This window comes from Microbacterium phosphatis, from assembly GCF_049177115.1.
Lineage (GTDB): Bacteria > Actinomycetota > Actinomycetes > Actinomycetales > Microbacteriaceae > Microbacterium > Microbacterium phosphatis.
In genome coordinates this window covers 2,566,292-2,584,722 of the sequence record NZ_CP185370.1, presented here as the reverse complement: position 1 = coordinate 2,584,722, position 18,431 = coordinate 2,566,292, and the positions used below count along the sequence as shown (strand labels likewise).

Here is an 18,431-nt window from a genome sequence, read left to right as displayed (position 1 = left end):
CGGCATGCCGATGTCGTCCTACGTCCGCTCGATCCGATCGCGGATCGGGCACGATCTCCTGCTGCTGCCAGGGGTGACCGCGGTGATCCGGAACCAAGACCGCTTCCTTCTGGCGCGGCAGCGCGACACCGGGATGTGGAGTCTTGTCGGCGGCGGTCTCGAACCCGGGGAGGACCCGCGCGAGGCCATCGAACGGGAGGTCCGCGAGGAACTCGGTGTGACACCGCGGATCCTGAGGGTCGTCGGTGCCTACGGCGAGCCTGCCCTGCAGACGGTGCTGCCCAACGGCGACGAGGTCGGCTACGTCACCACGGCGTACGAATGCGAACTGCCCGATGGCGCGCTGGTGCTCGAGCATGAGGAGCTCATCCAGGTCGCATGGTTCACGCGCGCCGAGGCCCAGGACCTCCCACGTCACGACTGGATCGACCGGGTTCTCGCCGACGCCGCCTCCTGAGAGGGCATCGCGACGCTCGTCCGACCCCGCACCCTGCTCCGCTACGAGCCCTCGGACGTCCGTATGCACCGTGGCGGAGATCTGCACCACCTCGGGTCCGGTCCCGGCTTTCGCTCCGTGACGGTGCATATCTCCGCGTCCGTGCAGACCCCGCACCTGGCATGCCCGCCGACGGAGATCTGCACCCCATCGGATCCGGCCATGGCTTCCGCTCCGTGACGGTGGATCTCCGCATCCGTACAGGCCCCGCACACGGCGTGCACGTCGACGGAGATCTGCACAACACCGGATCCGGTCCCGGCTTTCGCTCCGTGACGGTGCATCTCTCCGTATCTGTGCAGGCCCTGCGGCCCTGGTTCGGTCCCGCCATATGTCCCGCTATGGGCTCTTCCACGGACATCCGTATGCACGGTGACGGAGATCTGCGCCACATCGGATCCGTCCCGGCTTTCGCTCCGTGACGGTGCTTATCCCCGCATCCATGCAGGCCCAGGCCGCCCCCCGCGCCCCGCGCCGCGGCGGTGTCGGTGGCCCGTGCGAGGATCGGCACGTGTCATCGCCCGTCGTCTCGTCTTCGTCCCGGTTCTCCACCAAAGGGTGGGTGCTGTTCGGCACGATGGCGGTCATCTGGGGTGTGCCGTACCTGTTCATCCGCGAGGCGGTCGAGTCGCTGTCTCCCGCCTCCGTGGTGGCGATCCGCACCGGCGGGGCCGCCCTGCTGCTGCTGCCGTTCGCGCTGCGGCAGGGGGCGCTGAAGCCCGCGCTGAAGAAGTGGCCGTGGGTGCTGGCGTTCGCGGCGATCGAGATGGCGGGGCCGTTCGTGCTGCTGGCGCACGCCGAGCAGACGATCTCGTCCGGCCTGACCGGTCTGCTGGTGGCGACGGTGCCGCTGTTCGCCACCGTCATCGCCGTGCTGCGCGGCGATCGCGGGGCACTCAAGCCGATGCGCACCGTGGGTCTCGCCCTCGGCTTCGCGGGTGTCGCCGTCGTGGCGCTCGGCAGCGCCGGGGGAGCCCAGGGTGATCTCGTCGCCATGGCAGAGGTGCTGGCCGTGGCGGTGCTGTACTCGATCGCGCCGTTCATCGTCGCCCGCAAGCTCCATGACGTGCCGGCTCTCGGCCCCGTGACCCTGGCGCTCGGGGCGGTGGGCATCGTCTACCTGCCGATCGCCCTCGCGACGCAGCACCAGGTGCCCACCACCAGCAGCGTGGTGAACGTCGCCCTGCTCACCGTCTTGTGCACGGCGATCGCGTTCATCGCGTTCTTCGCGCTGATCGCCGAGGTCGGCCCCGTCCGCGCCCCGCTGTTCACGTACGTCAACCCGATCGTCGCGATCGTGCTCGGCATCCTGATCCTGGGTGAGCCGCTCAGCCTCAGCCTGCTGGTCGGCTTCCCGATCGTGATCGTCGGCTGCGTGCTCGCGGCGGGTGGGTTCCCGCGTCGCGGGGCGGCCGCGCCGGTGCTTCCCGCACCCGATCCCGATCCGCTCCCGCGCTGAGACGGGTCAGCGGCCGCTCACTCCTCCGGGCGGCGCCGGCGTCCGGCCGCGCCGACCGCGACGACGCCCGCCGCCAGGATCACCGGGCCCACGATCTCGAGACCGGCCCCCGGGACCAGCGGGGCGCCGATGACCCAGACGGCGAGCCCCAGCGCCACCAGCACGGGCCGCCACCAGAACCCGGCGAACGCCCGCGAGATCCGCGACGGCGCAGGCGGGGGCGCGTCCGCCCCCGCCTCACGTGACCGGGTCAGGCGGCGCAGGCGCACGATCTGCACGACCGTCCACCCCATAAGCAGCACGAGCACCGCGACGAGCAGCCAGAACGAGCCGGCGAGCATCCCACCCACCTGCTCGAACACGGATCCGATGTCATCGAGCATCCTGCGTAACCTCCCGGGGCCGGAAGGGGCCCGACAGAGCAGAGTATCCGCTGGCGGGGCCCGGGCGTGTCAGAAGGCACCCCCGGCTTCCGTAAGATAGAGGCCCAGTGGGCGCGCCTTCCCCGAGACGCCCCGAGGAGTTTCAGTGGCACTGATCGTGCAGAAGTTCGGCGGCTCGTCCGTCGCCGACGCCGAGAGCATCAAGCGCGTCGCGAAGCGCATCGTCGACACCCGCCGGGCGGGCAACGACGTCGTCGTCGCCGTCAGCGCGATGGGCGACACCACCGACGAGCTGCTCGATCTGGCGGGCCAGGTCGCGCCGATTCCGGCGCCCCGCGAGATGGACATCCTGCTGTCGAGCGGCGAGCGCATCTCGATGGCGCTGCTGGCGATGGCGATCCACTCGATGGGCTACGAGGCGCAGTCGTTCACGGGCAACCAGGCGGGCGTCCTCACGACCGCCGATCACGGCGCCGCCCGCATCGTCGATGTGACGCCGACGCGTCTGCGTCAGGCACTGGATGAGGGCGCGATCGTCATCGTCGCCGGCTTCCAGGGCGTCAATCCCGACAAGAACGACGTCACCACCCTCGGCCGTGGCGGCTCCGACACCACCGCGGTCGCGCTGGCGGCCGCCCTCGGCGCCGACGTCTGCGAGATCTACAGCGACGTCGACGGCATCTTCACCGCCGACCCTCGGGTGATCCCCCGCGCGCGCAAGCTCGACACGGTCACGGCCGACGAGATGCTCGAGCTCGCTGCCAACGGCGCGAAGGTCCTGTACATCCGCGCGGTCGAGTACGCCCGCCGCCACGGTGTGCTCATCCACGCCCGCTCGTCGTTCACGTCGAACGAGGGCACCTACGTCCTGGGAGACGGCATGGCCGACCCCCGCAAGCACAGCAAGGAGTCCGAAGTGGTCGACGTCATCGGCATGGAGGAGCCCGTCGTCACGGGCGTCGCGATCGATCAGAGCCAGGCCAAGATCACGGTCGTGGGTGTTCCGGACGTCCCCGGATCGGCCGCCGCCGTGTTCTCGCTGGTCGCCAAGACGGGCGCGAACATCGACATGATCGTCCAGAACGTGCAGTCGGCGCAGCCGGGCCGCACGGACATCTCGTTCACGCTGCCGAAGGAGTCCTCCGTCGAGGTCCTCAAGGCCCTCACCGCCGAGCAGGGCACGCTCGGCTACGAAAACGTCGTCCACGACGACCAGATCGGCAAGCTCTCGGTCGTCGGCGCCGGCATGCGCACGCACTCCGGTGTCTCGCTGACGCTGTTCGAGGCCCTCTCGGCCGCCGGCATCAACATCGAGATGATCTCGACCTCCGAGATCCGGATCTCGGTGGTCCTGCGCGGCGACGAGATCGCCGAGGCGGCCCGCGCCGTCCACACCGCCTACGGTCTCGACAGCGAGATCGAGGCGACCGTGTACGCCGGCACGGGGCGCTGATCCGGGTGCTGAACGACCTCGAGCTGCCCGTCATGCTGTCGGCCCGCGACGGCGAGTTCCTCGTGCGTCCGGCCGTGGAGCACGACCTCGACGCGCTCATCGAGCTCATCGCGAACGACCCGATCAGCGCCGCGCGGGGCGACACCGCCGACCCGGCCGATCGCGCCGCGTATGCCCGCGGTCTCGCCGAGGTGCAGGCTGACCCCCGCAACGTGCAGCTCGTGGCCGAGCGCGACGGCGCGGTCATCGGCACGCTGCAGCTGACCGTGCTCCCCGGCATCTCCCGCCAGGGCGCCTCCCGCGTGCAGGTCGAGGCCGTGCGTGTGCGCGACGACCTCCGCTCGTCCGGCATCGGCCGCGCGTTCCTGCGCTGGGTCGCCGAGGATGCGGCGCCCTCGCTGGGGGCCTCGCTGATCCAGCTCACCTCCGACGCCTCGCGCACGGGTGCGCACCGCTTCTACGAGCGTCTCGGGTACGCCGCCAGCCACGTCGGGTACAAGCTCTCGGTCTGACGCCGGGCCCAGGCGGCCGCGGCCGGTCTGCGCCCCAGCGGGCAGCACCGGAGCCGAGTGCTGTCGCGGGGCGTAACCCCGGTCGGGTCGCCCCCTGCGCGCCGGTAGAATTCATCAACCCCACCACGCTGCAGCCAAGGATCCCGCCATGACCGTCATCTCCGAATCAGGACTCTCCCTCGCCATCGTCGGCGCCACCGGCCAGGTCGGCACCGTCATGCGCGAGATCCTCGCGGAGCGCGCCTTCCCGATCCGCGAGCTGCGCCTGTTCGCGACCGCGCGCTCGGCCGGGACGACCATCGCCTTCGCCGGCGTCGATGTCGTCGTCGAGGACGTCGCCACCGCCGACCCGTCCGGGATCGACATCGCCCTGTTCTCCGCCGGCGCCACGGGCAGCCGGGCGCACGCGCCCCGCTTCGCGGAGGCCGGCGCGGTCGTCATCGACAACTCCAGCGCCTGGCGCATGGATCCCGAGGTCCCGCTGGTGGTGAGCGAGGTCAACCCGCACGCCATCGCCGAGGCCGTCAAGGGCATCATCGCGAACCCCAACTGCACCACGATGGCCGCGATGCCGGTGCTCAAGGTGCTCGACGCCGAGGCCGGCCTCGAGCGTCTCATCGTCTCGACCTTCCAGGCCGTGTCCGGCTCCGGGCTGGCGGGTGCGAACGAGCTGCTCGGCCAGGTCGAGGCCGTGCTCGCTCAGGACAACGTGCTGGATCTGGTGCACGACGGATCCGCGGTCGAGTTCCCGAAGCCCGAGAAGTACGTCGAGAACATCGCGTTCGCGGTCGTGCCGTTCGCCGGCAACCTCGTCGAGGACGGCCTGAACGAGACCGACGAGGAGAAGAAGCTCCGCAACGAGAGCCGCAAGATCCTCGAGCTCCCCGACCTCCGCGTCGCCGGCACCTGCGTGCGCGTCCCGGTCTTCACCGGTCACTCGCTCAGCATCAACGCCGAGTTCGCCCGCGACATCACGCCCGAGCGGGCGCGCGAGCTGCTCGCCGACGCGCCGGGCGTCGCGCTCGACGAGGTGCCCACGCCGCTGAAGGCCGCCGGCAAGGACCCGTCGTTCGTCGGCCGCATCCGCGCTGACCAGTCGGCCCCCGAGGGCAAGGGCCTCGCCCTGTTCATCTCGAACGACAACCTGCGCAAGGGCGCCGCGCTCAACGCCGTGCAGATCGCCGAACTCGTCGCCGCCGACATCCAGGCCCGCGCGACCGTCTGATCCGGGGCATCCGACCCCGGGGGCCGCAAGAACCGAGGTTCTTGCGGCCCTCTTCGTCCTGCACCCAGGAACCCCCGCCGTAGACTTGTGGGGTGAGCGAACCTGTCGACGTCGTGCTCATCGGTGGCGGAATCATGAGCGCCACCCTGGGCACCCTCCTCAAAGAACTTCAGCCCGACTGGAAGATCGTCGCCTTCGAGCGACAGGGTGAGGTGGCGACCGAGAGCTCCAATGCGTGGAACAACGCGGGAACCGGCCACGCCGCCCTCTGCGAGCTGAACTACATGCCCGACGCCGAGGACCCCTCCAAGGCGGTCCAGATCAACGAGCAGTTCCAGCAGAGCCGCCAGCTGTGGACCTCGCTGGTGGCCAAGGGCATCCTCGACGAGCCGTCGACGTTCATCAACGCGACCCCGCACATGACGTTCGTGCGCGGCGAGAAGGATGTCGCGTACCTGAAGCGCCGCTACGAGACGCTCAAGCAGCAGCCCCTGTTCGCGGGCATCGAGTTCTCGGACGACTCGCGCGTGATCAACCAGTGGGCGCCGCTGCTGATGCAGAAGCGCCTGCGCGCGGACGAGCCCTTCGCCGCCACCCGCACGCCGTCGGGCACCGACGTCGACTTCGGCTCCCTGACCCGCCAGCTCTTCGGGCACCTCACCTCGCAGGGCGCGAGCCTGCGCCTCAACCACGAGGTGAAGAAGCTGAAGCGCCAGAAGGACGGCACCTGGCTGGTGACGTACCGCGACAAGGTGGGCCAGACCCCCGGTCAGGTGCGCGCCAAGTTCGTGTTCGTCGGTGCCGGCGGCTGGGCGATCAAGCTCCTGCAGAAGTCGCGCATCAAGGAGATCCGGGGCTACGGCGTCTTCCCGATCGGCGGTCAGTTCCTCAAGACCACGAACCCCGAGCTCGTCGCCGCGCACAAGGCGAAGGTCTACTCGCAGGCCGCCGTCGGCGCGCCGCCGATGTCTGTGCCGCACCTCGATGCGCGAATGGTCGACGGCGAGGGGTCGCTGATGTTCGGCCCGTTCGCGACCTTCAGCCCCAAGTTCCTCAAGAACGGCTCGATGCTCGACATCGTCGCGCAGGTCCGCCCGCACAACCTCGGCTCGATGCTGAAGGTCGGGGCGACGAACCTCGACCTGGTGAAGTACCTGGTCAGCGAGCTGCTCAAGAGCCGGGCGAAGAAGCTCGACAGCCTCCGCGAGTTCCTGCCCACCGCGAAGGCCGAGGACTGGGATCTGATCCAGGCCGGTCAGCGCGCGCAGGTCATGAAGGGCGGCAAGCTGCAGTTCGGCACCGAGGTCGTCTCGTCGGCCGACGGATCGATCGCGGGTCTGCTGGGCGCATCGCCCGGCGCCTCGACGGCCGCCACGGTCATGCTCAACGTGCTGAAGTCGTGCTTCGCCGACAAGACGGCCGAGTGGGAGCCGAAGCTGCGCGAGCTCATCCCGACCTACGGCTCGTTCCTGAACGACGACGCGGCCAAGACGCGGGCGTCGACGACGGCGACGGCCGAGGCGCTGCGCATCAACGCGTGATCACGGTCTCGGCGATCGTCTTCGTCCGCGAGGACGGCCGGGTGCTGACCGTGCGCAAGCGCGGCACAACCCGCTGGATGCTGCCCGGCGGGAAGCCCGAGGTGGGCGAGCGCGCGATCGACACCGCGGTGCGCGAGGTGCACGAGGAGCTCGGGATCGAGATCGCGCCGGAGGAGCTCGAGTTGCTCGGCGCCTTCGACTCGCACGCCGCGAACGAGGCGGGCCAGGGCCTGCGCGCCACGGTCTTCACGACCCGTCGCGTCGTCGATCCGGTCGTCCAGGCCGAGATCGACGAGCTGCGGTGGGTCGACCCGGCCGACCGCGATCCGGATCAGGCTCCCCTGAACCTGGAAGTCGTCTTCCCGATCCTGACGGGCACCGCCCGCCGCTCGTAGGCTTAGCCCCATGAGGCGCAACACCACTGCGTGGCGACCGGTGCGCGTCGGCGCCACCGGACACCGATCGGGCTCTTCGTCGTGAGCGAGGTGTTCGAGTTCGACCAGGCGGTCGACCGGATCGGCGAGGAGGCCGCGTTCCTCGCGCTCGGACCGCACAGCCAGGCCGCGCGGTACCTCGCCGAGGCGCACCGCATGCTCGACGACGTGCGCACCGTCATGCACCGGATCGACGCCGGCGCGCACGATCCGATGCTGCGCAAGAGCGCGCAGCGGCGGATGCACGCGCTCGCCGAGGGGATCGCCCGCGCGGGGATCGCCGATGCCCAGCGGGTGAAGGTCACCGCGGGGCGTCTCACGACGCAGGTGGTGGCGCCCGAGGCGCTGCGCGGACGCGACGTGAAGGGCGTGCTCGTCGGGCCCCTGCGCGACGGCGTCACCCGCGCCACGGCGTGGGGGGTCGAGAAGTGGACCGGATCGCCGCTGGTCGCGGCCCAGCTGCCCAGCACCACCGTGGCCACGCACGCGGTCACCACGGCCGAGCTGGTGGCGCGGAAGGGCCAGGTGCCCGCGCGCCGGATCGATCGCCAGACCGCACGCCGGTGGCGCCTCGTGGGCCTCACCTCGGGTGTCACGGTCGGGGGAGGGCTGGCCGCCTACGGCGCCTGGAGCCTCCTGATGCTGTTCTTCTGACCCCTGCGCGTCGGCTCCCTGACCGGAGACCGCGAGGTCACGGGGCGAGGACGCCGCCGGATTCCTGCAGGTAGCAGGCGCCGCATAGCGACTCGTAGGTGACGCGGTTCTCGTCGAGGTAGCGGGGCTCGTCCTGTGCGGCGGCCGTGGCGGCGTCGATCGCCACCTGGTCGCCGTCGAACACGAAGCGCCCGCCGATGACCCGACCGTTGAAGAGCGCCTTGCGGCCGCACCGGCAGATGGTCTTGAGCTCCTCGAGCGAGTGAGCGATCTCGAGCAGACGGCGCGACCCGGGGAAGGCCTCCGTGCGGAAGTCCGTCCGGATGCCGTACGCCATCACGGGGATCCCGTCCTCGACGGCGATGCGGAACAGGTCGTCGACCTGCGGCGGCGTCAGGAACTGCGCCTCGTCGACCAGCAGGCACGCGATGTCGGTCGAGCGGTCGACCGGGATCAGCGCGCCGTCCTCGGACCGGACGCGGGCACGCTCGGACGCGAAGAGCTCGCGCGCCGAGTCGTCCGGGCCGATCAGGAAGTCGACGGGACGCGTCACGCCCAGGCGCGACTCGATCTGATCCGCGCCCTTCGTGTCGATCGCCGGCTTCGCCAGCAGCACCCGCTGGCCGCGCTCCTCGTAGTTGTAGGCGGCCTGCAGCAGCGACGTCGACTTCCCGGAGTTCATCGCGCCGTAGCGGAAGTACAGTTTGGCCACGGAGACAGCCTAGAGAACCCGGCCCAATAGGCTGAACCCATGCGAGTTCTCCTTGCCGGCGGCGCCGGGTACATCGGCGCGCACACGGCCGTCTCCCTTCTCGATGCGGGCCACGAGGTGGTCCTGCTCGACAACCTCGATAACACCAGCGCGGTCGTCGAGCAGCGGATCGCGCAGATCACCGGCAAGGACGCCCCGCTGGTCGTCGGCGACGCCGCCGACGACGACGTCGTCGAGGGCGCGTTCGCCCAGCACGGCCCGTTCGACGCGATCATCCACTTCGCCGCGCACAAGGCCGTGGGCGAGTCGACGCAGAAGCCGCTCGACTACTACGCGAACAACCTCGACTCGACGTTCGCGCTGCTGCGCGTGGGCCTCGCCCAGGGCGTCAAGAGCTTCGTGTTCTCGAGCACGGGGACGGTCTACTCGGACCCGGCGGATCTGCCGTTCACCGAGGAGGCGACGCGCAACCTGGTCGCGCTGTCGAACCCCTACTCGAAGTCGAAGCTGATGAACGAGGTCGTGCTGCAGGACGTGCAGGCGGTCAACCCGGGCGTCAACATCACCTCGCTGCGCTACTTTAACCCGGTCGGCGCGCACGCCTCCGGCCTCATCGGCGAGGACCCGCAGGGCGTCCCGAACAACCTCATGCCGTTCGTCGCGCGCGTGGCCGTCGGCCGCCTGCCCGAGGTCGGCGTGTTCGGCGACGACTACGACACCCCGGACGGCACCGGCCAGCGCGACTACATCCACGTCGTCGACCTGGCCGAGGGGCATGTCGCCGCGCTCGAGAAGGCCGAGCCGGGCTTCTCGGTCTACAACCTGGGGACCGGCCGGCCCGTGAGCGTGCTGGAGCTCGTCGCGTCGTTCGAGAAGGCCATCGGCCGCGAGCTGCCCAAGAAGGTCCTGCCGCGGCGGGCGGGCGATCTCGCCGCCACGTACTGCGACCCGTCGAAGGCCGAGCGCGAGCTGGGGTGGAGCGCCCGCCTCACCATCGACGACATGACGCGCGACGTCTGGCACTGGCAGCAGAACAACCCCGGCGGCTACGAAGGCTGACCGCCCGCCCTCATGGTCTGACCACAGTGGTAGTGTGGTCAGACCGCTGAGAAGGGGGCATCATGCCGGACGGCACCACACGCGCCTGGCGCACCGTGCTGGAGCGCATCGAGACCGATCTGCTCGAGGGGCGACTCGGACCGGGCGACCGCCTGCCCGGCGAGCGCGATCTCGCCACGCAGATGGGCGTCGGGCGCTCGAGCGTGCGCGAGGCGATCCGCGTCCTCGAGTCGATGGGTCTCATCCGCACCGCGGCCGGATCCGGCCCCTCCGCGGGCGCGGTGATCGTCGCGACCCCGCAGGGCGGCATGGCGACGCTGCTGCGGCTGCAGGTCGCGGCGAAGGGCTTCCCCTTCGACGACATCGTCGACACCCGCGTGCTGCTGGAGACCTCCGTGGTCGACGCGCTCGCGCGCGAGGAGGCCCCCGATCTCGCCCAGGCCGAGCGCACGCTCGAGGCCATGCACGACAGCGCCCTCGCGCCGGAGGAGTTCCTCGCGCTCGATGCCGCGTTCCACGTCTGGCTGGCCGAGGCGTCCGGCAACGCCGTCGTCGCCGCGATCATGTCCGGCCTGCGCACGGCCATCGAGTCGTACGCGCTCCAGGGTGCGGCGATGATCGACGACTGGCCCGGCATGGTCGGCGAGCTGCACCAGGAGCACGTCGGCATCCTCGAGGCCATCCGCGCAGGAGATCCGGATCTCGCGCGCGAGCGCATCCGCTCCCACATCGCCGGCTTCTACGCCGCCACCCACGCCTCCCACCCCACCCGCTGAGACCCGAGAGGACGGCCATGGTCGCCCGTCAGTTCCCGAACCCGAAGGACATCTTCGAGTACGTGCAGTTCAAGAAGCCCTCGTTCGACGGCAAGAAGCGCCGCCTGGACGATGCGCTCACGATCTACGACCTGCGCGCCATCGCGAAGCGCCGCACACCGGCCGCCGCGTTCGACTACACCGACGGCGCCGCCGAGGGCGAGCTGTCGATGACCCGCGCCCGCCAGGCGTTCGAGGACATCGAGTTCCACCCGGACATCCTGCACCCCGCGGAGGACGTCGACACCTCCGTCGAGATCCTCGGCGGCCCCTCCGCCATGCCGTTCGGCATCGCGCCCACCGGCTTCACGCGCCTGATGCAGACCGAGGGCGAGATCGCCGGCGCGGGGGCCGCGGGAGCGGCGGGCATCCCGTTCACGCTGTCGACGCTGGGCACCACAACGATCGAGAACGTCAAGGCCGCCAACCCGCACGGGCGCAACTGGTTCCAGCTGTACGTCATGCGCGACCGCGAGATCTCCTACGGCCTCGCCCGCCGCGCGGCCGCCGCCGGCTTCGACACGCTGCAGTTCACCGTCGACACCCCGGTGGCGGGCAACCGCATGCGCGACAAGCGCAACGGCTTCGCGATCCCGCCGCAGCTGACGGCGAAGACGGTGCTCGACACCCTGCCGCGCGTGAACTGGTGGTTCGACTTCCTCACGACCCCGAAGCTCGAGTTCGCCTCGCTGCAGTCGACCGGCGGCACCGTCGGCGAGCTGCTGAACGCCGCGATGGATCCGACCATCTCGTTCGACGACCTCGCGATCATCCGCGAGCTCTGGCCCGGTAAGATCGTGATCAAGGGCGTCCAGAACGTGCCGGACGCGGTCAAGCTCATCGACATGGGCGTCGACGGGATCATCCTGTCGAACCACGGCGGCCGTCAGCTCGACCGCGCCCCCGTGCCGTTCCACCTGCTGCCGAAGGTCGTCCGCGAGGTCGGCCAGGACGCGACGGTCATGGTCGACACCGGCATCATGAACGGCGCCGACATCGTCGCCGCGATGGCCCTGGGCGCGAAGTTCACCCTGATCGGGCGCGCCTACCTCTACGGCCTGATGGCGGGCGGCCGCGCCGGCGTCGATCGCACGATCGCGATCCTGCGCAGCGAGATCGAGCGCACCATGAAGCTCCTCGGGGTGCAGTCGGTCGCCGAGCTCGAGCCGCGCCACGTCACGCAGCTGTCGCGCTTCCGCGAGCTGGGCTGACCGCTGGTTCGAGCCGGTTCGGAGAGCGCCTCGGGCCTGGGCCCGGGGCGCTTCCGCGTACCCGCCCCGAGGGGCCTCAGGCGCGGTCGGGGAGGGTGGGGATGAGGGCTTCGAGGTGGGTGGCGGTGTCTTCCCAGCCGGTGACGGGGATGCAGTGGACCTGTCCCATGGCCAGGACGGGGTAGTCGTTGCCGTCGGGGTCGAGGCGGTCGCCGTAGAAGTGCATGTCGGTGAGGGGGATGCCGGTTTCGTCGGCGAGTCGGTGCATGCCGTAGGCCTTGTCGATTCCCTTGCGGGTGATGTCGACGGAGGTGGATCCGCCGGAGCGGACCTCGAGGTCGGGGAGGCGGGTGGCGACGGCTTCGCGCAGGAGGGATTTGCGTTGCCCGGTGGGGTCCCAGTTCTTCTTGGCGTCGACGGGGGCGGCCTGGCCGAGGGCGGAGAAGGTGATCTGCGATCCGCGGTCTTCGAGGATGTCGCCCCAGGTGTGCGTCTCCCACAGGCCGAGGCGGCGGGCTTCTTCTTCGACGGCGGTGAGGGCGCGGTGCTTCTCGTCGGCGGTGAGGTCCTGGGCGTACAGCTGGGTGAGGGCGTGGGGGTCGGTGGGGGTGCCGGCGAAGCGGTAGTACTGGGTGCCGCAGGTGGGCAGCAGGTGGAAGTGCGCCAGGGTCTCGGGCGGGGCGGTGGGGAGCTGCTGGACGACCTGGGAGACGAACTGGCCGAGCTGTCCTCCGGAGATGATGGCGACCTCGATGTGCTCGGCGAGGCGGATCAGCAGTTCTCCGATGCGCGGGTCGATCGCGGTCTTCGACGGGGCGAGCGTGTCGTCCAGGTCGAACGAGACGAGGCGAGGCGCGGAGGTCATGCCCACCAGCCTATTCGTGCGCCTGCCCGTCGTCCGGGCTCCGCCCTCCGCCACGCACGCGTCCGCGCGATCACGCCGGAACGCGCCCGGGTGCGCCGTGGTTCGTGGCACCCCCGATGATCGGTTAGACTTGCAGGGTTGCAAAACGGGGTGTGGCGCAGCTTGGTAGCGCGCGTCGTTCGGGACGACGAGGCCGCAGGTTCAAATCCTGTCACCCCGACCAGCATGAGAAAGGGCCCGCCGCGAGGCGGGCCCTTTCTGCATCTCCGGAAGCTACGCCGCCAGCGTCTTCAGCCATTCGGCCGCCAGGTGCTCGGCGGTGCTCTCCGCCGTCGCGTGACGTTCGACGTGGTGCAGCGTGTACCCCGACTCGGCGAGGGCGCGCGCCTGCGGGTCGCGCGGCACGGATCCGTCTCCCGAGGCGGTCGGGATCGCGTCGCCGTCGGGATCGGGGCGGTGCAGGCTCACCGCGCGGATCGCGACGCGCCATCGCGCGCGCCTCGGTCTCGACCGCCTTGATCAGCATCGTCTCGAGGATGCCGGCGTTGCGCCGGGGGACGAACACGCTGATGCTGGCACGCACGCTGCCGTCGTCCGGCGCCACCAGCCGTGCCGCCCCGGCCGCGCGCCCGGCGATGCGAGCGAGGAGCGCCACCGACGCACCCGACCCGTCGCGCATGCGCGCGAGCGCCTCCGAAGGATGCTGCGCCCGCGAGCCCGCCGGATCGGTCAGCTCGTGGCGGTGCGGACGAGGCCGGTGAGCCGCTCCGCGACCGCGGACGTCCACGCCGTCACGGCGAAGGCTGTGGGCCACATGTCGCCGTCGTCGAGGGCCGCGCGATCCTCGAAGCCGATCGTCGAGTAGCGCGTCTTGAACTTGCCGGCCGGCTGGAGGAAGACCACGATCTTGCCCTCGTCGTTCGCGAAGCCCGGCATGCCGTAGTACGTCTTGGGCACCAGGTGCGGGGCGACCTCCGACACCACACGGTAGAAGCCCTCGCCGACCTTCCGATCCTCGGCGTCGAGCTTCGCGATGGCCTCCTGGACGGACGCGGCGCCCGCCTCCCGGTTCTTGCCGGCCTTCTCCTGCGCGCGCAGCTCCTTGGCGCGCTGCTTGACGGCGTCGCGCTCTTCCTTGCTCAGTCCCTCGCTCATCGCGATCTCCTCTCCTCGGCCCTTCGGCGTGATGTCCTCAGGCTAGGAGCGAGGCGGGGAGATGCGCTTCTCGATTCCTGATCGAGCCGAGCGCGGCTCAGGCGCGCGGCGCGAGCGTGATCAGCGAGACCTCGGGGCGGCAGGCGAACCGCACCGGCGCGTAGATCGAATGGCCGATGCCCGCGCTGACGTTCAGCGGGATGGTCCGTCCGCGGTGCGACCAGGCCGACAGCCCGCGCGCCTGGCGCAGCGGGATGTCGCAGTTGGCCACCAGCGCCCCGTAGAAGGGCACGCGCACCTGGCCGCCGTGGGTGTGTCCCGCGAACAGCATGTCGGCGCCCGCATCCGTGAACGGATCGAGGTCGCGTCGGTAGGGCGCGTGCATAACGCCGAGGGTGAGCGGCGCCTCGGGCTGCGCCCGCAGGGCCGCGACGGCCGCGTCGACGTCGTCGAGGTCGTGGTGGGCGTCGCTGGCTCCGAACAGCCGGATCCGCTGGCCGCGGACCGTCAGGGTGGTCGCGGTGTTGTCGATCCCCGTCCAGCCGAGGTCGTCGGTCATAAACGCGTCGAGCGCGTCGGTGTCCAGCCGGATCGCCTGCGGGACCTCGTCCGACGGCCCCGTGAAGTACTTGAACGGGTTGCGCGGCCCCGGGCCCCACAGGTCGTTGGATCCGTGCACGAACACCCCGGGGATGCCCGCGAACGGTGCGAGCGCGCGGCGGATGCCCTGGAGGCCATCGACGTGGCCGAGGCTGTCGCCCGTGCTGATGACGAGGTCAGGGCGCAGCCCTACGAGCCCCGCCATCCAGCGCTGCCTGCGGCGCTGCCACGGCGCCATGTGCGCGTCCGAGATGTGCAGGATCCGGATGGGCACGGCGCCCGGCTCCAGGATCCGCACCACGTGACGGCGCACCGTGTACAGGTGGCGCTCGATGCCGAAGCCCCAGACGGCCGCGGCCGCGCCGGCCGCCGTGACGGCGCCCAGCGCGGCCACGACGCGACGTGCCGAGCTCACTCAGCCGCCTCAGTCATCGTCGCCCTTCTTGTCCTTGCCGCCGCCGCAGTTCTTGGCCTCGTAGTCGACCGTGACCCGGGTGCCCTGCGGCAGGATCTCGTTCGCCCCCGGGCTGGTGCCCGTGACGCGACCGGCGCCGGCCTGCTTCTTCTCGGTGCAGGTGCCGGGCTGGGCGTCGAAGCCCGCTCCGGCCACCGACGCCAGGGCGGCCTCGAGGGACTGACCCTTGACGTCCGGGACCGTGCGGCCCTGGCCGTTGCTCGGCGAGATCGTGACGGTGGTGCCGCCCGCGACCTTGCCGGCCGGCGGGTCCTGGGCCTCGATGACGCCCTCGGGCTGGGCGCCCGGGATCGGCTCTCCGACGACCGGGTTGAATCCGGCGCCCCAGAGGATGTTCTTCGCCTCGTCGATCGACTTGCCGACGACGTTCGGCAGGTCGACGTAGACCGGCTTGCTGAGGTTGGGGTCCGGCGGCGGGAAGGCGTCTCCGCCGTAGACCGAGTTGGCCGTGCCCTGGATCTCGCGCGAGATCTGGTAGCGCATGTCGGCCAGACGCCCGGCGTCCACCCACGTGTTGAACAGGTCGGCCTCGCCCGAGACGTTGCCCACCCAGACGAAGGTGGCGGCCTTCGTCGAGGTCTGCACCATCGAGGTGTGGAACTTCTCGTGCGTACCGGTCTTGCCGATCACGGGGACGCCGTCGTAGTTGTTCGCCTGGTTGCCGGTTCCGCCGTTCATCACGCCGGCGAGGGCGTCGGCGGCGGTGGCGGCCACCTCGGGGGCGATCTTCTGCTCGCACTTCGATGCGGGCAGCGGCAGCTCCTTGCCGGCCGAGTCGGTGACCTTGTCGATCGCCTTCGGCGTGCACTGGACGCCCTTGTTCGCGATGGTGGCGTAGACCGAGTCCATCGCCATCGGGGCGAAGTTGAGCGAGCCGAGCAGGTCGAACGGCACGGGGCCGCGGCCGATGTTGGGCTCGGCGTCCTGCGTGAGGTGCTTGCCGTCGGCCGTGGTCAGGTTGAGGCGGTCGGCCACGCGCATGATGTCGCAGAGGTTCAGCTTCGACGCCATCGCGAAGTAGCCCGAGTTCAGCGAGTCACGCGTGAACCGCTTCACGTCGCCGACGTAGCCGCCGGCGTTGTTGAAGTTGCCGACCTTCGACGTCTGCGGGATCGGCGAGCCGTCGCAGTTGAAGCCCTGGAAGGCCTGGCGGTTCACGCCGTTGAGCACCTCGCGCGTCGAGTGGCCCTTCTCGAGCCAGTCGAGCAGCGTGAAGACCTTGAAGGTCGATCCGACGCCGAAGCCGGTCGAGCCGCCGTGGGGGTAGTCGCTCGCGAAGACCAGCGACGAGTAGCCGCGCTGGGTCTGGATGACCGCGGGGTCCTCGCTGAAGGCCGTGTTCTGCGCCATGGCCAGGACGCGGCCGGTGCCGGTCTCGAGCGTGACGCCCGTCGAGCCGAGCTCCATGCCGTCGATCGCCGACGGGATGCGGCTGTGGATGGCGTTCTCGGCGGCCGCCTGCACGCGCAGGTCGATCGTCGTGTAGATGTTCAGGCCACCGCGGCGCAGGGCCGCCTGGCGAGCCTCGGGCGTCTCGCCGAAGGCCGGGTCGCTGAGCACGATCGTCTTGACGTACTGGCAGAAGTACGCCGATCCGCCGGCCGAGACGCAGCCCTGCTGGCGGGGGTGGATCGCGGGCTCGATCGGGGCCGCGTGGGCCGCGAGGTACTCGTCCTCGGTGATCTTGCCGTCCTCGTGCATACGCGTGAGGACGTAGTTGCGGCGATCCAGCGTCTCCTTGTAGCCGCTCTCGGCGGTGTTGAGCCAGGTGCCGTCCTGCGCCTGCCGCGTGCCGTTGGGCATATCGATGCGGTAGTAGTTCGGGTTCTGCACCATGCCGGCGAGGGTCGCGGCCTGACCGAGCGAGAGATCCTTCGCGGCGACGCCGAAGTAGTACTGCGCCGCGGCCTCGATGCCGTACGTGACACCGCCGAAGTTCGCGATGTTCAGGTAGCCGAGCAGGATGTCGTTCTTCGAGTACTTCTTCTCGATGGCGATCGCGTAGCGCATCTCCTGCAGCTTGCGCTCGATGCCGTCGGCGCCCTTGGACTGGGTCGCCTCGAGGTAGCACGCCTGGCGCTCCTCGTCGTCGGCCGCGTCCTTCTCGCACTCCTGGATCAGGACGTTCTTGACGTACTGCTGCGTGACCGAGGAGCCACCGCGGCTGGTGTCGTTGATCGCGTTGCTGGCGAGAGCCTTCGCGGTGCCGACGAGGTCGACGCCGCCGTGCTCGTAGTACTGGGGGTCCTCACTGGACAGCAGAGCGTCGTACATGACCGTCGCGATGCCGTCCCACTCGACGGGCAGGCGGTTCTGGTCGTAGAACGACGCGAGCTCGTAGGGCTCGTCGCTGTTCGGGTCGTCGGCGAAGATGCGCGTGGGCAGCATCGGCTGGTCGACCTCGAGGTAGCTCGGCATGTTGTCGAACAGCGTGATCGCGCTCGAGGCGGCATAACCCGACAGGGCGATCGCGGGGGTGACCGTGGCGGTGACGAGGACGCCGGCGATGGCGCTCAGGCCGAGCACGCCGAGCACCCCTCCGAGCACACCGCTGGCCGTCCTTTTCGCATGAGGCATAGGGTGATCGTAAGCCGTCAGCCTGAGCGCTTTCCGGATCCCGGGCGCGTCGTCGCGGCGTTTTCGCTCGAGGCGACCTCGCCTCCCCACCTCGGAAGGACCGCTCCATGACCACGTGGGAGTACCTCACCACCCCGCTGCTGATCCACAACACCGCGGCGATCCTGAACAACTGGGGCAAGCAGGGCTGGGAGCTCGTGCAGGTCGTTCCGAACAACGAGGGCGGGCTCGTCGCGTACTTCAAGCGCCCCTCCGGCGGCGGCGCGGCGAACGCGGGTCTCGGTCACGCGGCCGAGGCCGCCAAGCAGTTCGACGGCGAGGTGGCGGGCTCGTGAGCATCTCCGCACGCCTGGCCGAGCTCGGCATCGAGCTGCCGTCGGTCGTCCCGCCGGTGGCCGCGTACATCCCCGCCAAGGCGCACGGCGACGTCGTGCAGACCTCGGGCCAGCTGCCGATGGTGAACGGCGCCCTGCCCGCCACGGGCAAGGTCGGCGCGGGCGTCTCGGCTGACGACGCCCAGGGCCTCGCCCGCCAGTGCGCCCTGAACGCGCTCGCCGCGGCCGCGGCGGCCGTCGGCGGCGTCGACAAGCTCACCGGGGTCCTCAAGGTCACGGGCTTCGTGGCCTCCGACCCCGCGTTCACCGGTCAGCCCGCCGTCATCAACGGCGCGAGCGAGGTGCTCGGCGAGATCTTCGGCGACGAGGGCCGGCACAGCCGCTCGGCCGTCGGCGTCGCGGTGCTGCCGCTGGACGCCCCCGTCGAGGTCGAGGTCGCGTTCACCTTCGCGTGATCGTCGCCTGAACGA

Annotated in this window: 20 protein-coding genes and 1 tRNA gene; 14 read left to right on the top strand and 7 right to left on the bottom strand. The window is 70.4% G+C overall.

Annotation, left to right across the window (positions count from 1 at the left end; genetic code table 11):
• The first annotated feature begins 4 nt into the window (after positions 1-4).
• Both ACOKGD_RS12325 and ACOKGD_RS12320 read left to right on the top strand, forming a co-directional pair.
• Entirely contained in the window at positions 5-457 is a 453-nt protein-coding gene (locus ACOKGD_RS12325; RefSeq protein ID WP_342337511.1) for an NUDIX domain-containing protein, read from the top strand.
• Between the two features lie 550 nt (positions 458-1,007).
• Positions 1,008-1,955 (top strand): DMT family transporter, encoded by a 948-nt coding sequence (locus tag ACOKGD_RS12320; protein WP_342337510.1) that lies wholly within the window; start codon positions 1,008-1,010, stop codon positions 1,953-1,955.
• Between the two features lie 17 nt (positions 1,956-1,972).
• Here ACOKGD_RS12320 and ACOKGD_RS12315 read toward each other — a convergent pair whose 3' ends face one another.
• Positions 1,973-2,338 (bottom strand): hypothetical protein, encoded by a 366-nt coding sequence (locus ACOKGD_RS12315; RefSeq protein WP_342337509.1) that lies wholly within the window; start codon positions 2,336-2,338, stop codon positions 1,973-1,975.
• Positions 2,339-2,483: 145 nt separating this feature from the next.
• Between ACOKGD_RS12315 and ACOKGD_RS12310 the strand changes: the two genes are divergently transcribed.
• The 6 genes from ACOKGD_RS12310 to ACOKGD_RS12285 all read left to right on the top strand — a co-directional run bounded on the left by ACOKGD_RS12310 (position 2,484) and on the right by ACOKGD_RS12285 (position 8,157).
• Positions 2,484-3,791 carry an aspartate kinase gene (locus tag ACOKGD_RS12310; protein ID WP_342337508.1) on the top strand — a complete coding sequence of 436 codons (1,308 nt, stop codon included), beginning with the start codon at positions 2,484-2,486 and terminating at the stop codon, positions 3,789-3,791.
• Positions 3,792-3,796: 5 nt separating this feature from the next.
• Positions 3,797-4,303, top strand: a complete 507-nt coding sequence (locus tag ACOKGD_RS12305) for a GNAT family N-acetyltransferase (protein ID WP_342337507.1) — start codon at positions 3,797-3,799, stop codon at positions 4,301-4,303.
• Positions 4,304-4,451: 148 nt separating this feature from the next.
• On the top strand, positions 4,452-5,528 hold the full coding sequence (locus ACOKGD_RS12300) for an aspartate-semialdehyde dehydrogenase (RefSeq protein ID WP_342337506.1): 1,077 nt from the start codon (positions 4,452-4,454) through the stop codon (positions 5,526-5,528).
• A 92-nt stretch (positions 5,529-5,620) separates the two neighbouring features.
• A complete protein-coding gene (mqo, locus tag ACOKGD_RS12295; RefSeq protein WP_342337505.1) occupies positions 5,621-7,069 on the top strand; it encodes a malate dehydrogenase (quinone) in 1,449 nt (482 codons plus the stop codon).
• Positions 7,066-7,464, top strand: a complete 399-nt coding sequence (locus ACOKGD_RS12290; RefSeq protein WP_342337504.1) for an NUDIX hydrolase — start codon at positions 7,066-7,068, stop codon at positions 7,462-7,464. Before mqo ends, ACOKGD_RS12290 begins: the two co-directional genes overlap by 4 nt.
• An 81-nt stretch (positions 7,465-7,545) precedes the next feature.
• Positions 7,546-8,157 (top strand): hypothetical protein, encoded by a 612-nt coding sequence (locus tag ACOKGD_RS12285; RefSeq protein WP_342337502.1) that lies wholly within the window; start codon positions 7,546-7,548, stop codon positions 8,155-8,157.
• A 37-nt stretch (positions 8,158-8,194) separates the two neighbouring features.
• Here the strand turns inward: ACOKGD_RS12285 and ACOKGD_RS12280 are convergent, their stop codons facing one another.
• Entirely contained in the window at positions 8,195-8,869 is a 675-nt protein-coding gene (locus tag ACOKGD_RS12280; protein WP_342337501.1) for a thymidine kinase, read from the bottom strand.
• Positions 8,870-8,908: 39 nt separating this feature from the next.
• On the opposite strand from ACOKGD_RS12280, the gene galE reads away from it, so the two are divergent.
• The 3 genes from galE (at position 8,909) to ACOKGD_RS12265 (ending at position 11,954) form a co-directional block, all read left to right on the top strand.
• Positions 8,909-9,928: a UDP-glucose 4-epimerase GalE gene (galE, locus tag ACOKGD_RS12275; protein ID WP_342337500.1), complete on the top strand. Its 1,020-nt coding sequence runs from the start codon at positions 8,909-8,911 to the stop codon at positions 9,926-9,928.
• A gap of 62 nt (positions 9,929-9,990) precedes the next feature.
• On the top strand, positions 9,991-10,704 hold the full coding sequence (locus tag ACOKGD_RS12270) for a FadR/GntR family transcriptional regulator (protein ID WP_342337499.1): 714 nt from the start codon (positions 9,991-9,993) through the stop codon (positions 10,702-10,704).
• 17 nt (positions 10,705-10,721) lie between these two features.
• A complete protein-coding gene (locus ACOKGD_RS12265) occupies positions 10,722-11,954 on the top strand; it encodes an alpha-hydroxy acid oxidase (RefSeq protein WP_342337498.1) in 1,233 nt (410 codons plus the stop codon).
• Positions 11,955-12,030: 76 nt separating this feature from the next.
• On the opposite strand, the gene ACOKGD_RS12260 is transcribed toward ACOKGD_RS12265, so the two are convergent.
• A complete protein-coding gene (locus ACOKGD_RS12260; protein WP_421355051.1) occupies positions 12,031-12,819 on the bottom strand; it encodes an HAD-IIB family hydrolase in 789 nt (262 codons plus the stop codon).
• Between the two features lie 146 nt (positions 12,820-12,965).
• On the opposite strand from ACOKGD_RS12260, the gene ACOKGD_RS12255 reads away from it, so the two are divergent.
• Positions 12,966-13,042: transfer RNA gene (locus tag ACOKGD_RS12255), tRNA-Pro, on the top strand.
• Between the two features lie 50 nt (positions 13,043-13,092).
• Here ACOKGD_RS12255 and ACOKGD_RS12250 read toward each other — a convergent pair.
• The 4 genes from ACOKGD_RS12250 to ACOKGD_RS12235 form a co-directional block, all read right to left on the bottom strand.
• A complete protein-coding gene (locus ACOKGD_RS12250; RefSeq protein WP_342337683.1) occupies positions 13,093-13,287 on the bottom strand; it encodes a hypothetical protein in 195 nt (64 codons plus the stop codon).
• 261 nt (positions 13,288-13,548) lie between these two features.
• A complete protein-coding gene (locus tag ACOKGD_RS12245; RefSeq protein ID WP_342337684.1) occupies positions 13,549-13,974 on the bottom strand; it encodes a hypothetical protein in 426 nt (141 codons plus the stop codon).
• Between the two features lie 97 nt (positions 13,975-14,071).
• The gene (locus ACOKGD_RS12240) at positions 14,072-14,989 is read right to left on the bottom strand and encodes a metallophosphoesterase (RefSeq protein ID WP_342337685.1); all 918 of its coding nucleotides are present in this window, start codon (positions 14,987-14,989) and stop codon (positions 14,072-14,074) included.
• Between the two features lie 9 nt (positions 14,990-14,998).
• On the bottom strand, positions 14,999-17,626 hold the full coding sequence (locus tag ACOKGD_RS12235) for a transglycosylase domain-containing protein (protein WP_342337686.1): 2,628 nt from the start codon (positions 17,624-17,626) through the stop codon (positions 14,999-15,001).
• Positions 17,627-17,733: 107 nt separating this feature from the next.
• Here ACOKGD_RS12235 and ACOKGD_RS12230 point away from each other — a divergent pair, with 107 nt between their 5' ends.
• Together ACOKGD_RS12230 and ACOKGD_RS12225 are read left to right on the top strand one after the other, a co-directional pair.
• On the top strand, positions 17,734-17,961 hold the full coding sequence (locus ACOKGD_RS12230) for a DUF4177 domain-containing protein (RefSeq protein WP_342337687.1): 228 nt from the start codon (positions 17,734-17,736) through the stop codon (positions 17,959-17,961).
• The gene (locus ACOKGD_RS12225) at positions 17,958-18,416 is read left to right on the top strand and encodes a RidA family protein (RefSeq protein ID WP_342337688.1); all 459 of its coding nucleotides are present in this window, start codon (positions 17,958-17,960) and stop codon (positions 18,414-18,416) included. The genes ACOKGD_RS12230 and ACOKGD_RS12225 overlap by 4 nt, the downstream gene beginning before the upstream one ends.
• The last annotated feature ends 15 nt before the right edge of the window (positions 18,417-18,431 follow it).

Bases quoted from the DNA above. Each gene is read 5' to 3' on its own strand.
- ACOKGD_RS12325 (WP_342337511.1), top strand. From the start codon at position 5: ATGCCGATGTCGTCCTACGTCCGCTCGATCCGATCGCGGATCGGGCAC.
- ACOKGD_RS12315 (WP_342337509.1), bottom strand. From the start codon at position 2,338: ATGCTCGATGACATCGGATCCGTGTTCGAGCAGGTGGGTGGGATGCTC.
- ACOKGD_RS12300 (WP_342337506.1), top strand. From the start codon at position 4,452: ATGACCGTCATCTCCGAATCAGGACTCTCCCTCGCCATCGTCGGCGCC.
- galE (WP_342337500.1), top strand. From the start codon at position 8,909: ATGCGAGTTCTCCTTGCCGGCGGCGCCGGGTACATCGGCGCGCACACG.
- ACOKGD_RS12270 (WP_342337499.1), top strand. From the start codon at position 9,991: ATGCCGGACGGCACCACACGCGCCTGGCGCACCGTGCTGGAGCGCATC.
- ACOKGD_RS12265 (WP_342337498.1), top strand. From the start codon at position 10,722: ATGGTCGCCCGTCAGTTCCCGAACCCGAAGGACATCTTCGAGTACGTG.
- ACOKGD_RS12260 (WP_421355051.1), bottom strand. From the start codon at position 12,819: ATGACCTCCGCGCCTCGCCTCGTCTCGTTCGACCTGGACGACACGCTC.
- ACOKGD_RS12245 (WP_342337684.1), bottom strand. From the start codon at position 13,974: ATGAGCGAGGGACTGAGCAAGGAAGAGCGCGACGCCGTCAAGCAGCGC.
- ACOKGD_RS12235 (WP_342337686.1), bottom strand. From the start codon at position 17,626: ATGCCTCATGCGAAAAGGACGGCCAGCGGTGTGCTCGGAGGGGTGCTC.
- ACOKGD_RS12230 (WP_342337687.1), top strand. From the start codon at position 17,734: ATGACCACGTGGGAGTACCTCACCACCCCGCTGCTGATCCACAACACC.